Genomic DNA, 13534 nt, shown 5'->3' on the forward strand with positions numbered 1-13534 from the left:
TTTCAGTGCGCGGCCTCAGCGATGTGCTGCGTACCGATCCGCTTGCGGAACACCCAGTACGTCCAGCTCTGATAGAGGACCACGATCGGCGCCGCGATCCCCGCACACCAGGTCATGATCTTCAGCGTGTACGGGCTCGACGAGGCGTTGGTGACCGTCAGGCTCCAGTTCTCATTGAGCGAGGACGGCATGACGTTCGGGAAGAGCGTCAGGAAGAGCATCGCCACGGCGGCGACGATGGTGATGCCGGACAGGGCGAACGCCCAGCCCTCACGCCCCACCTGGTTCGCCCCGATCGCCGCGACCAGCGCCGCCACAGCCACGACCAGTGCGACCAGGCTCTTGCCGTCACCGTTGTCGGCCTGCGTCCAGCCCAGGAAGACGAGCGCGAGCACGGCCGTCGTCAGACCGAGTCCGAGCGCCAGCTTCCGCGCCCGCTCCCGGATGTCACCGAGCGTCTTCAGCGCCGCGAACACCGCCCCGTGGAAGGTGAACAGGGTCAAGGTAACCAGGCCGCCCAGGATCGCGTACGGGTTGAACAGATCCCAGAGGGTGCCCACGTACTCCATGTCCTGGTCGATCTTCACGCCCCGCACGATGTTGCCGAAGGCCACACCCCACAGGAAAGCCGGGAGCAGCGAGGTCCAGAAGATCGCGTGCTCCCAGTTGCGCTGCCACTGCTCCTCGGGCCGCTTCGCCCGGTACTCGAAGGCGACTCCGCGCACGATCAGGCAGACCAGGATGAGCAGCAGCGGCAGGTAGAAGCCGGAGAAGAGTGTGGCGTACCACTCGGGGAAGGCGGCGAAGGTCGCGCCGCCCGCCGAGAGCAGCCACACCTCGTTGCCGTCCCAGACCGGCCCGATGGTGTTGATCAGCACCCGCTTCTCGGCCCGGTTCCGGGCGAGCAGTTTGGTGAGCACGCCGATCCCGAAGTCGAAGCCCTCCAGGAAGAAGTAGCCGATCCACAGAACGGCGATGAGGACGAACCAGACGTCGTGAAGTTGCATGACTTGAGCGCTCCCTCGGCCTAGTAGGAGAAGGCCATCGGCTTGTCGGCGTCACGGGAGTCGCCGCCGATCTTCGTGGGCGGATTGAGGTCGGCCTCGGTGAGTTCGGGCGGTCCGGCCTTGACGTACTTCACGAGCAGCTTGACCTCGATGACGGCGAGGATGGCGTACAGCGTGGTGAAGGTGACCATCGAAATGAGGATCTCGGCCTGGGAGACACCGGGGGAGACGGCGTCCCGGGTCTGCATCACTCCGTACACGACCCACGGCTGGCGGCCCATCTCGGTGAAGATCCAGCCCCACGAGTTGGCGATCAGCGGGAACGCCATCGTCCAGAGTGCCAGGAGCCAGTACAGCCGGGTGAGCCTCGATCCGAGCGGCTTCCTCAGCAGCACCAGATGCGGTACCTCGTCCTCCCCCGTCCGCAGCGCGGACGGCAGCAGGAACTTCTTCCGCGTGAGCCACAGGCCCAGCAGTCCCAGGGAGAGGGATGCCATGCCGAAGCCGATCATCCAGCGGAAGCCCCAGTAGGCGACGGGGACGATGGGCTTGTAGTCACCGGGACCGAACTTCTCCTGCTCCGCCTTGTTGGTGTCGTTGATGCCGGGCACGTACGAGTCGAAGTCGCTGTGGGCGAGGAAGGACAGGAGCCCGGGAATCTCCAGGGCGACCTTGTTGTGCCCCTTGTCGACGTCGCCGTACGCGAACACGGAGAAGGGTGCCGGCTCCTCCCCGTCCCACAGCGCCTCGGCCGCGGCCATCTTCATCGGCTGCTGCTCGTACATGACCTTGCCGAGGGTGTCGCCGCTGATGGCGGTGAACATGCCGCCGACCGCGAGGGTGACCAGGCCGAGCCGGAGCGACGTCCGCATCACCGGGATGTGCTTCTTGCGCATCAGGTGGAAGGCGGCGATGCCCACCATGAAGGCGCCGCCGGTCAGGAAGGCCGCCGAGAAGCTGTGGAAGACCTGGTTGAGCGCGGTGTTCTGGGTCAGGACGAGCCAGAAGTCGGTGAGTTCGGCGCGGCCCTTCTGCTCGTTGATCCGGTAGCCGACGGGGTGCTGCATCCAGGAGTTGGCCGCGAGGATGAAGTACGCCGACAGGAGCGTGCCGATGGAGACCATCCAGATGCAGGCGAGGTGGATCTTCTTCGGCAGCTTGTCCCAGCCGAAGATCCACAGCCCGATGAAGGTGGACTCGAAGAAGAAGGCGATCAGCGCCTCGAAGGCCAGGGGAGCGCCGAAGACGTCACCGACGAAGCGCGAGTAGTCGGACCAGTTCATGCCGAACTGGAACTCCTGCACGATGCCCGTCACCACCCCCATGGCGATGTTGATCAGGAAGAGCTTTCCCCAGAACTTCGTCGCCTTGAGGTACTTCTCCTTCTCCGTCCGCACCCAGGCGGTCTGCAGGCCGGCGGTGAGCGCGGCGAGCGAGATCGTGAGCGGGACGAAGAGGAAGTGGTAGACGGTGGTGATGCCGAACTGCCATCGCGCCAGAGTCTCCGGCGCCAGAGCCAATTCCACGTCGTCAGTCTCCTTACATCCCCGTGGTGCAGCGGCAGTTTGACCCGCTTGTCACAGACATCACGGGATCAACCGGGACACGCTTGTGAACGCGTTCACATTCACAAGCAATTATGACGCATCCCCGTTCGAGTGTTGACAGGCGGGGGGTCCCTAAGCGCGCACCGCTGGGCCCCTGGCATGAAATGCCTGGTGGCGGTATGCGGCCGGGGCTGCGAGAGGCAGGCTGATTCCGGATCGCCGACCGCCCAGGAGGCGGTCGGCTCACCAACCGGTCAGAGCTCCTTGCGGAACCCCTCCGTCACGTTCAGGAAGATGTCGTTCGCCTCGGTCTCGCCCACGGTCACCCGGACTCCCTCGCCGGCGAACGGCCGCACGACGACCCCGGCCCGCTCGCACGCGGCCGCGAAGTCGAGGGTGCGCTCGCCGAGCCGCAGCCACACGAAGTTCGCCTGGGTGTCCGGCACGGTCCAGCCCTGCCCCCGCAGCGTCTCGAACACGCGCGTGCGCTCGGCCACCAGTGCGTCGACCCGGACGAAGAGCGCGTCCTCGGCGCGCAGCGAAGCGACCGCCGCGTCCTGCGCGAGCTGGCTCACACCGAAGGGCACGGCCGTCTTGCGCAGCGCCGCCGCCACCGGCTCATGGGCGATCGCGAAGCCGACCCGCAGCCCGGCCAGACCGTACGCCTTGGAGAACGTCCGCAGCACGCACACGTTCGGCCGCTCACGGTAGAACTCGATGCCGTCCGGCACCTCGGGGTCGCGCACGAACTCCCGGTACGCCTCGTCCAGGACCACCAGGACATCGCCCGGCACCCGGTCGAGGAACCGTTCCAGCTCGGCACGGCGCACCGCGGTGCCCGTGGGGTTGTTGGGGTTGCAGACAAAGATCAGCCGCGTCCGGTCGGTGATCGCGTCCGCCATCGCGTCGAGATCGTGCACATCCCCCGGCGTCAGCGGCACCTGCACCGCGGTCGCCCCGCTGATCCGGGTGATGATCGGGTACGCCTCGAAGGACCGCCACGCGTAGATCACCTCGTCGCCCGGCCCCGAGGTCGCCTGCAGCAGCTGCTGGGCGACGCCGACCGAACCGGTGCCGGTGGCCAGATGCGCGAGCGGCACCTCGTACCGGTCCGCCAGCTCGCTCATCAGCCCCGTGCACGCCATGTCGGGGTAGCGGTTGAAGGCCCCGACCGCCGCGGTCAGGGTCTCCATCACGCCGGGCAGCGGCGGATACGGGTTCTCGTTGGAAGACAGCTTGTACGCCACCGGCCCGTCGGCCGCCGCGGCGGGCTTCCCGGGCTTGTAGGTGGGGATACCCTCCAGCTCGGCACGCAGCTTGGGGCTCGTCTCGCTCACCGCAGTCCTCCTCGTGACCCTCACCGGCCCATGACCACCACCGGCTACCAATACTCCTCACCTTAAGAGGATTCGGCGCCGCTGCGTATGGCTCGGGACCGACCGGGTAGACCGCCCCCGGCATCCACGTACGTACTCCCGGGCATCAGCGCACGAAGGCGTACGAAACAGGGGGCGCGCCGCCCCTCAAGGCTCGCGCCGGTGGCTCGCGCCGTGGCGCGCATCCCTCGTGAAGGTGAGTTGAGACCTCTTCGAAACATGGCCCATTTGGCAGGCCCATGCGCGCCGACAAGTGACGTACTGCCATTGAAACGGTCAAGTGCCTTTATTTCAAAGGTACTTGGGTCAATATGACCTTGCAGAAACGTGCCTGTCAACGCGTGCATATGCGTCCGCACTACCCCACCGCATGAGCCCTACTATCGGCTCGCCATGACAGCAGCAGGGAAGCACCAGGTGAGCCGGTCCGAGACCTCCCGCCGAGGAGGCAGGCCAGGCCGGGCGGGCATCAGAGACGTGGCCGCGGCCGCCGGAGTCTCGATTACGACGGTGTCCGACGCCCTCAACGGCAAGGGGCGGCTCCCGGACGCCACCCGAAGCCATGTCCGCGAGGTCGCCGACCGGCTGGGGTATCGCCCCTCCGCCGCGGCCCGAACGCTCCGTACCGGAAAGTCGGGCCTCATCGGCCTGACCGTGACGACCTACGGGGATGAACCTTTCACCTTCACGGAGTTCGCGTACTTCGCGGAGATGGCCAGAGCCGCCACCTCGGCCGCGCTCGCCCGGGGCTACGCCCTGGTCATCCTCCCCGCGACATCGCGCCACGACGTGTGGTCGAACGTGGCCCTGGACGGGACGGTCGTCATCGACCCCTCCGACCACGACCCGGTCGTCAGCGAACTGGTCCGCCAGGGCTTACCGGTGGTCTCGGACGGCCGCCCGGCCGGCTCACTGCCGGTGACCGCCTGGGTGGACAACGACCACGAGGCCGCGGTCCTGGGCATCCTCGACCACCTGGCCGCCGCCGGGGCACGCAGGATCGGCCTGCTGACGGGGACGACCACGGACACGTACACCCACCTGTCCACGACCGCGTACCTCCGCTGGTGCGAGCGCGTGGGCCAGGATCCGGTGTACGAGGCCTATCCGGCGCACGATCCGTGCGCGGGGGCCGTCGCCGCCGACCGGCTGCTCGCCCGGCCCGACCGGCCCGACGCCGTGTACGGGCTGTTCGACCCGAACGGCACCGACCTCCTCGCGGCGGCCCGCCGTTACGGGCTGCGCGTACCGGACGACCTGCTTCTCGTGTGCTGCAGCGAGTCCACCGTCTACGCCAGCACCGAGCCGCCCGTCACGACGCTCTCACTCAAACCGCGCCGGATCGGCACGGCCGTGGTCCAACTACTCATCGACGCCATCGAGGGGGTCGAATCGGACCAACCGGTCGAGCAGGTGATACCGACGGAGTTGATCGTGCGTACGTCTTCCGAGCGACGGCCGCCGCGGACGACCGTCAGCCCGCCCCGCTCGCCGGAGAAGGGGTGACCTCAGGCGGGGAAAGCCCCTCCCAATTCGGGAGAAAACCATGGTGAACTGGGGCTCTGCGCCGATTCACCACCCCTGGGTCATCACATGGCGCGATCCGCATTCCTATGATGGGCGGACGACACCGCGGGCCGCTGCGACCAGGCAGTCCGACGCGGTGCAGATGCGGCGCGATGGTGGTGGAGGGGTCGATGACTCAGGGGGCCGGTCAGGGACCCGAGATGCGGACGCCGACGGTGCGCGATTTCCGCGTGCCGGCGTACGTCCACGAGGCCGGTCCGTACGCGCAGTCGCAGACGCAGTCCACCGGCCCGTACGAGCGGTCGCCCGACGTGTACGACCAGGCCGCCGACCCGTACGAGCCGGTCCCCGGTCCGTACGTCCCGGAGGCCGGCCCTTACGCCCAGGCCGGTCCCTACGCGCAGCAGACACCTCCCGGCGAGGCCCCCGGCCCGGCCGGGGAGCCGGAGGGCTACACGCCGACGCAGCGCGATCTGCCCGTCATCAACCGGGGTGACACGCTGCAGGTGGCGGTCGATCCCGAGGCCGGACAGGCCCCGCAGTCGGACGAAGGGCCGGGGCCGCTGTACGTCGTCGGCGACGTACACGGCTACCTCGACGAGCTCGTCGCCGCGCTGCGCGAGAAGGGGCTCATCGACATCGACGGCAGCTGGGCGGCCGGGACCTCGCGGCTGTGGTTCCTCGGCGACTTCACCGACCGCGGGCCCGACGGCATCGGCGTCATCGACCTGGTGATGCGGCTGTCCGCGGAGGCCGCCGCGGCCGGCGGCTACTGCAAGGCGCTGATGGGCAACCACGAACTGCTGCTGCTCGGCGCCAAGCGGTTCGGGGACACTCCCGTCAACTCCGGTGCGGGGACCGCCACCTTCCAGGCCGCCTGGCTGCTCAACGGCGGCCAGAAGACCGACATGGAGCGTCTCCAGGACCACCATCTGCAGTGGATGGCCCGCCTCGACGCCATGGAGGTGGCGGACGGACACCTCCTGGTGCACTCCGACACCACCGCCTATCTCGACTACGGCGACTCCATCGAAGCGGTCAACGACACCGTCCGCGAAACCCTCACGCGTAACGATGCCGACGAGTGCTGGGACCTCTTCCGCAAGTTCACCAAACGCTTCGCGTTCCGCGACGACGGGGGCGCGCAGGCCGTGCACGAGCTCCTCGACGTGTACGGCGGATCCCGCATCGTGCATGGTCACAGCCCCATTCCGTACCTCGTGGGCGATGTCGGCTCGGAGGACAGCGACGACTCCGCCAGGCCCGTGGTCGAAGGACCGCACGTGTACGCCGACGGGCTCGCCATCGCGATGGACGGCGGGGTGACCATGGCCGGAAAGCTGCTGGTCCAGCAACTTCCTCTGGATAGCTGAACGTTCACCGGGCATGCGCCCTTCGATGAAGGACAGTGGCGGACTAGGGGCAATTTCTGGAAACCCCCTGTCACCGCGTGCCGTCGCCGCTCTACCATCGGCTTATCCGTAGCAGGCTCCCCTCCGTTTCTGCCCGACGGCTCGTCAGCATGCCGAGCCACAAGCCCTACGGAGCATCGGGGGATGCACATGAACAGCGTTCCGCAGCACCTGCTGAGCGAGGACCGCCAAGAGTACGAGCGGATCCTCGATGAGGCGCTGCGCTCCGCCCCACACCGTCCGGAACTCGCCGCTGTCGGCCAGCGACTCAACCCCGAACAGCTGCGCACGATGGCGCTCAACGCCACCGCACTCATCACTGCGGCCGCGGCGACCGAGTACCAGCACTATGTGAAGGCCCGCGAGGAACTGCGCCAGCCGGCGCCGTCCGGCCCGCCCGTCCGCGAAGGTTCCACCGGGTCCACGGATCCGGCCACGGGCACGGTGGGACTCGCCACCACCATGGGAGAGGTCGCCGAGACTGCCGGGGCGGGCGCGGCCGCCGTCGTCGCGGTGCTCGCCCCCGTCCTCGCGGGCACGGCCGCGGCGATCTTCCTGCTCGTCGGCTACATCCTGAAGATGCTCGACCCCGAGCCGGGGATCGCCCAGACCCTCCTCAACACCGGGTGGATCTTCGGGGTGGTCACGGCGGTCGCGGTGCTGGTGGCCGCGGTCGGCCTCCTGCTCGCCGCCCTGCGCAACGGCGCAAGCTCTCTCCAGGCCGACGCGCACGGCGAGCGCAGCGAGGAGGTGTCCCGAGCCAGGGAAGCCTGGCGGGAGGCCCTCCTGGAGCGCGGCATCCTGCCGTTCCTCAGGGAGGCACTCGCCGACCCGGGCACGGCGGCCCTCGGCCGTACGAAGCCGACGGCGCCGACCAGCCGTATGCCGCAGCTCGGCTACAACCGCCCGGGCTTCAGCAGCCCCGACGGCGGCCCGGAGGCGGGCCCCCGCCCCAGTTTCTCCAGCCCGGACTTCTCCAGCCCGGACTACGGAGGGCCGGAGCACCAGCCGGACTGACCCGGTCCAAGGGTTCAAACAGGACGGGCGCGAACCCGGAGGCCAAGCGCGCCTCCGTTCGGACTGGCGTGACCAAGTCCGTACGGCACCCCGGCCCGCGACCATGAAGCCGCGGACCGGGGACCGGGGCGCGACCTGGGCTGCCCACGTCCGATCCGACTGCGCCTGGCGGATGGGGCCCGTGAACGTCGGGAGCGCAGCACACCCCCGGGGCCGGCCCATCCGATCGGTGCACGTGCCCCTTTCGGGTCACCTCCCTACGACGCCCAACTCCGAGCCGCCTGAATGCCGAGCTTCACTCAGACACGCCTACGTACCGGCGCCCGGGCCGATTCCACGCCTGGGACAACAGCCCGAGCACAAGCACGAGCACGCCTCGTCCCGGACTCCGGCCACCCGCCGCCTGAGCCCCAGCCCGCCAACGGCGGTCCTCAACAGGATCGGTCAGAGGATGCCCGCCTGGCCGGCGGCAGTGATCCATGCCGGGAACTCGGACAGCAGCCGGTCGTACAGCTCGGGGTCGGGGAGCGTGCTGATGTCGTCCACGGCAAAGAATCCGACGTTGTCGACGCGCCGGCCCGACAGGGTGTCGAGTCGCTCCAGCACGCCGTAGTTGGACCGCCCCAGACCCACGAACTGCCAGAAGATCGGTTCCTCTACCGCTTCCCGGAGCTCTCGCTCGATCTCGGCATTCCGGTAGACACCTCCGTCGGAGAAGAACAGCACCAGAGTGGGGGCAGCGGCCGGGTTCTCACGAACGTGGGAACGGACCTGGGCGATCACCTTCTGCTCCTCGTTCTGGATACCGACCGCCCGCATGTCCACCTGTCCGGCTTCCAGTCCCCTCCTCGCCTTCTTGCGGCGGAAGAGAGTCAGTTCGCCGACTCTGACATGGAGCCGCAGCCAGTCGGGCAGCTCCCCCAAACGCAGATCAGGCAGTCGGGCCGGCTGCGAGGCAAACGTCCAGGCCTGCATCTCACCGTCATCGTCCAACTGCGCGGCAACGGCAGCCATGCGCTCCACCACGTCGGTCACGATGCCCTTGTGATACAGGGAGGACATGGAGCCGGAAGCGTCGAGCACCAGGATGACGCGTGCGGTGACACCAGTTGCTCCGTGCTTGCTCAGACTGACCGCGACCTGCTCCTTGCGCAGGGACAGCCGCTTGCGCATGTCCACAGGCAACTGTTCCTCGCCCTTGATCAGGCGTGGACCGGGAGGCGCCGCGGACGGGGCGCTCGGTGACGCCGCCGGTACAGACGGGACGCTCGGTGACGCCGCGGGTGCGGCCGGCACGGTGGGCGCGGCTGTGGCCGAGGAATCATCGTCGACGCTGATACCGAAGTCCGTGGCCAGCCCGGCGAGCCCGGAAGCGTACCCCTGCCCGACCGCACGGAACTTCCATCGGCCGTCTCGCAGGTACAGCTCGCCCCCGATGAACGCCGTCTCCGTCGTGGCCTCCATCTCGAATCGCGCGAGCTCGGCCTGTGTCCCGGCATCGAGCAGCCTCAGCGTCAGCCCTGACATCTGCCCGAACGTCCCACCGTCGGCCGACGCACACAGCACGATCCGCTCGACAGCCGGTTCCAGCGAACGCAGGTCCACCTCGACCGTGTCGGTCGTGACGCCGGCAACTCGTTGTTTCCCCAGGTGCCTCACGGCGTTGGACACGTGCCGCGGCTGGTTGTAGAAGACGAAGTCACCGTCGTCCCGAACGCGTCCAGCCGCGGTGAGCAGCAGCGCCGACGCATCCGCGTCAGGCACACCGGGCCCTTCGGACCAAGCAAGCTCGGCGCGGACTACGGAAGACCCGACCGGAAGATTGGCGCCCTTGCTCATGGATCTCGCTGTCATACAGCCAGTGTGCCGAGCCCGGCGAGCCGAGGCCTCCCTTCCTCCAAGTCTCATCCGAGGTGATGCCCCAGCCCTCGTGGCCCAGGGCCCGGGCTCGGGCTCGGGGCATCACCGCTGCCTCGGTCGGCCCTGGCTCAGTCCGCCAGTGGCAGGTACACCCGATTTCCCGCGGCCGCGAACTCCTTCGACTTCTGCGCCATTCCCTCCTCGATCTCCGCCTGCGAATCACCGTGCTCGCGGCGGATGTCGTGTGAGATCTTCATCGAACAGAACTTCGGCCCGCACATGGAGCAGAAGTGCGCCGTCTTGGCCGGCTCGGCCGGGAGTGTCTCGTCGTGGAACTCTCGGGCCGTGACCGGGTCGAGGGCCAGGTTGAACTGGTCCTCCCAGCGGAACTCGAAGCGGGCGTCCGACAGTGCGTCGTCCCACTCCTGTGCGCCCGGGTGTCCCTTGGCGAGGTCCGCTGCATGGGCCGCGATCTTGTAGGTGATGACGCCGGTCTTGACGTCGTCACGGTTGGGCAGGCCCAAGTGCTCCTTGGGCGTGACGTAGCAGAGCATGGCCGTGCCCCACCAGGCGATCATCGCGGCACCGATACCGGAGGTGATGTGGTCGTACGCCGGCGCGACGTCCGTCGTCAGCGGGCCGAGCGTATAGAACGGAGCTTCATCACAGATCTCCTGCTGAAGGTCGATGTTCTCCTTGATCTTGTGCATCGGGACATGCCCCGGGCCCTCGATCATGGTCTGTACGTTGAAACGCTTCGCGATCCTGTTGAGTTCCCCGAGCGTCTCCAACTCGGCGAACTGCGCACGGTCGTTGGCGTCCGCGATCGAGCCGGGCCGCAGGCCGTCGCCGAGCGAGTAGGTGACGTCGTACGCGGCGAGGATCTCGCAGAGCTCCTCGAAGTTCTCGTACAGGAACGACTCCTTGTGGTGGGCCAGGCACCACGCCGCCATGATCGAGCCGCCACGCGAGACGATGCCGGTCTTGCGGTTCGCGGTGAGCGGGACGTACGACAGGCGCACGCCGGCGTGGACCGTCATGTAGTCCACACCCTGCTCGGCCTGCTCGATGACCGTGTCCTTGTAGATCTCCCAGGTCAGCTCCTCGGCACGGCCGTCGACCTTTTCCAGCGCCTGGTAGAGCGGGACCGTGCCGATGGGGACGGGGGAGTTGCGCAGGACCCATTCACGCGTCGTGTGGATGTTGCGGCCGGTGGACAGGTCCATGACCGTGTCGGCGCCCCAGTGGGTCGCCCAGGTCATCTTCTCGACCTCCTCCTCGATGGAGGAGGTGACCGCGGAGTTGCCGATGTTGGCGTTGACCTTCACCAGGAACCGCTTGCCGATGATCATCGGCTCGATCTCCGGGTGGTTGACGTTGGCCGGCAGCACGGCCCGGCCCGCGGCGATCTCCTCGCGTACGACTTCGGGCGAAACGTTCTCCCGGATGGCCACGTACTCCATCTCGGGCGTGATCTCACCCCGCCTCGCGTACGTGAGTTGCGTCACGGCTTGTCCGTCGCGGCTGCGCCGCGGCTGGCGCGGACGCCCGGGGAAGACCGCGTCGAGGTTGCGCAGTCCGCCGCGCGGCGAGGTGTGCTTGATCCCGTCGTCCTCGGGACGAAGGGGACGGCCCGCGTACTCCTCGGTGTCGCCCCGGGCGATGATCCAGTTCTCGCGCAGGGGTGCCAAACCCCTGCGTACGTCGGTGTCGACGGTCGGATCGGTGTACGGGCCGGAGGTGTCGTACAGGGTGACCGACTGTCCGTTGGTGAGGTGCACCTGACGGACCGGCACCCGCAGGTCGGGGCGCGAACCCTCGACATACGCCTTGTGCCAGCCGATGGACTTCCCGGTCTCGCCGCTCTCGGGTGAGGCGGACTCCCCACCGCTGTCGCCCGGAGCGAACGCCCCGTTTGTCTGGCTGGAGGCAGGCGTGCGTACGTCCTTGTTGGTCATGAGACCTACTCCCTACGCCGGCATTACCCGGTAACAGGTTCGGCGGTCGACGCAGCGGCTTCCGTCCGCCGATGTTTCATGTGAAACATCGCTGGGACGAAGGTCAGCGCCCTCTCAGCCCGGTGCTCCGAGCTCCCGCGTGTGCAAAGGTGACTCCACGCTAGCGTCACAATGGGCGCGGTGAACAGTGGGCCCCCGCCGTTCTTGCGATGATCGGTCGGTGACCACGACGCAGCAGCCCCCACCCCCACCGTCCGAACCACCGCACGGACGCGGCCCCGACGGCCATGGGCACGAGGGCGGACATGGACACGGAAACGACGGACCAGGACCGGGCGGCGGCGGTAACTGGTTCGGTGGCGGCAGCGGTGAGGGACCAGGCGGCGGGCACGGCCACTCGCACAGTCATGGGCCGGCCGCCCCTGTCTCGATGCACCTGCGAAAGGTCATCGCGGCGGTACTGATCCCCTTCGCCGCGGCGGTCATCGTCGGGCTCGCGGTGCTCTGGCCAGGCGGTGCACCGGGGCACGAACGCACGGGGGTCGGCTTCGACCGGCAGACCCAGCAGGCCACCGTGACCAAGCTCGACAAGGTGGACTGCAAGTCCGTGAACGCCTCGGGGGAGACCCCGACCGGTGACACCTCCACCGCCGAGGGCTCGTCGGCGCAGCAACAGGCAACCGGCACCTGCAAGAAGGCGACGATCCGCGTCGACAGCGGCAAGGACAAGGGCCGTACCTTCACGGAGATCGTCCAGCCGGACTCCTCGCGGCAGCTGAAGCAGGGCCAGGAGGTGATCGTGGCGTACGCGCCCGACGCCCCCGAGGAGCTCCAGTACTCGGTCACCGATGTGAACCGCAGGCTGCCGATGGCGCTGCTGGCAGGTATCTTCGCCGTCGCCGTGGTCGTGGTGGGCCGGTTGCGTGGCCTCATGGCGCTGATCGCGCTGGCCGTCAGCTTCCTCATCCTGACGTTCTTCATCCTGCCCGCGATCCTGCAGGGTTCGAACCCGCTGGTCGTGGCGGTGGTCGGGGCCAGCGCCATCATGCTGATCGCTCTCTACATGTGCCATGGGCTCTCGGCCCGCACGTCCGTTGCGGTAGTGGGCACACTGCTCTCGTTGCTGCTGATCGGGCTGCTCGGCTCGGTGTTCATCGGCTGGGCCGCGCTGACCGGCAACACGGACGACAACACCGGTCTGATCCACGGTCTGTATCCGTCCATCGACATGAGTGGTCTGCTGCTCGCGGGCGTCATCATCGGTTCGCTCGGTGTGCTCGACGACGTGACGGTGACGCAGACCTCGGCGGTCTGGGAGTTGCACGAAGCCAATCCGACGATGGGCTGGCGCGGTCTGTACCGCGCGGGCATCCGCATCGGCCGCGACCACATCGCGTCCGTCGTCAACACGCTCGTCCTCGCCTATGCGGGCGCCGCGCTGCCGCTGCTGCTGCTTTTCTCGATCGCCCAGAGCAGTGTGGGGACGGTGGCCAACAGCGAGTTGGTCGCGGAGGAGATCGTGCGCACGCTCGTCGGCTCGATCGGTCTGGTCGCCTCGGTGCCGGTCACCACGGCTCTCGCTGCGCTCGTGGTCTCCGCGGACCGCCCGGGGTCCTCGGCCCCGGCCGCGGCCACGCCCCCGGCACAGCCGCAGCCGGGTACCAAGGCGCCGCTGCGCGGTGGGAGCGGCCGCCGCCGCAAGCACTGAAGCCGGGCGCTCTCTCCCCGGCGCCGGTTGAGGAGAAGCGTTACGGCAACCCACGGTGCAGCGGAGGAAGCGTCACCGCGCAGCTGTCGAGCGGCGAGGGAGCGTTACTCCATCATGAGCTT

Annotated in this window: 9 protein-coding genes and 1 riboswitch; of the genes, 4 read left to right on the forward strand and 5 right to left on the reverse strand. The window is 68.2% G+C overall.

Features of this window, described 5'->3' with window-relative positions:
- Positions 1–2 precede the first annotated feature (2 nt).
- From cydB to hisC, 3 genes are all read right to left on the reverse strand, one after another.
- A complete protein-coding gene (gene cydB / locus AB0I18_RS08045; RefSeq protein ID WP_363104528.1) occupies positions 3–1007 on the reverse strand; it encodes a cytochrome d ubiquinol oxidase subunit II in 1005 nt (334 codons plus the stop codon).
- Positions 1008–1027: 20 nt separating this feature from the next.
- Entirely contained in the window at positions 1028–2533 is a 1506-nt protein-coding gene (locus AB0I18_RS08050) for a cytochrome ubiquinol oxidase subunit I (protein WP_363104529.1), read from the reverse strand.
- 275 nt (positions 2534–2808) lie between these two features.
- A complete protein-coding gene (hisC, locus tag AB0I18_RS08055; RefSeq protein ID WP_363104530.1) occupies positions 2809–3891 on the reverse strand; it encodes a histidinol-phosphate transaminase in 1083 nt (360 codons plus the stop codon).
- A gap of 432 nt (positions 3892–4323) precedes the next feature.
- Between hisC and AB0I18_RS08060 the strand changes: the two genes are divergently transcribed.
- The 3 genes from AB0I18_RS08060 (at position 4324) to AB0I18_RS08070 (ending at position 7886) form a co-directional block, all read left to right on the forward strand.
- Positions 4324–5436 carry a LacI family DNA-binding transcriptional regulator gene (locus AB0I18_RS08060; protein ID WP_363104531.1) on the forward strand — a complete coding sequence of 371 codons (1113 nt, stop codon included), beginning with the start codon at positions 4324–4326 and terminating at the stop codon, positions 5434–5436.
- 191 nt (positions 5437–5627) lie between these two features.
- Complete coding sequence (locus tag AB0I18_RS08065) at positions 5628–6830, forward strand: metallophosphoesterase (RefSeq protein ID WP_363104532.1); 1203 nt, start codon at positions 5628–5630, stop codon at positions 6828–6830.
- A gap of 183 nt (positions 6831–7013) precedes the next feature.
- Positions 7014–7886 (forward strand): hypothetical protein, encoded by an 873-nt coding sequence (locus AB0I18_RS08070; RefSeq protein WP_363104533.1) that lies wholly within the window; start codon positions 7014–7016, stop codon positions 7884–7886.
- A 444-nt stretch (positions 7887–8330) separates the two neighbouring features.
- On the opposite strand, the gene AB0I18_RS08075 is transcribed toward AB0I18_RS08070, so the two are convergent.
- On the reverse strand, positions 8331–9740 hold the full coding sequence (locus AB0I18_RS08075) for a VWA domain-containing protein (RefSeq protein WP_363104534.1): 1410 nt from the start codon (positions 9738–9740) through the stop codon (positions 8331–8333).
- Between the two features lie 134 nt (positions 9741–9874).
- Positions 9875–11704 (reverse strand): phosphomethylpyrimidine synthase ThiC, encoded by a 1830-nt coding sequence (gene thiC / locus AB0I18_RS08080; protein ID WP_363104535.1) that lies wholly within the window; start codon positions 11702–11704, stop codon positions 9875–9877.
- Positions 11697–11853, reverse strand: a riboswitch (TPP riboswitch). It overlaps the preceding gene by 8 nt.
- Positions 11854–11924: 71 nt before the next feature.
- On the opposite strand from thiC, the gene AB0I18_RS08085 reads away from it, so the two are divergent.
- Positions 11925–13412, forward strand: a complete 1488-nt coding sequence (locus AB0I18_RS08085) for a YibE/F family protein (RefSeq protein ID WP_363104536.1) — start codon at positions 11925–11927, stop codon at positions 13410–13412.
- Positions 13413–13534: the final 122 nt, after the last annotated feature.

This window comes from Streptomyces sp. NPDC050704 (assembly GCF_040654355.1).
GTDB lineage: Bacteria > Actinomycetota > Actinomycetes > Streptomycetales > Streptomycetaceae > Streptomyces.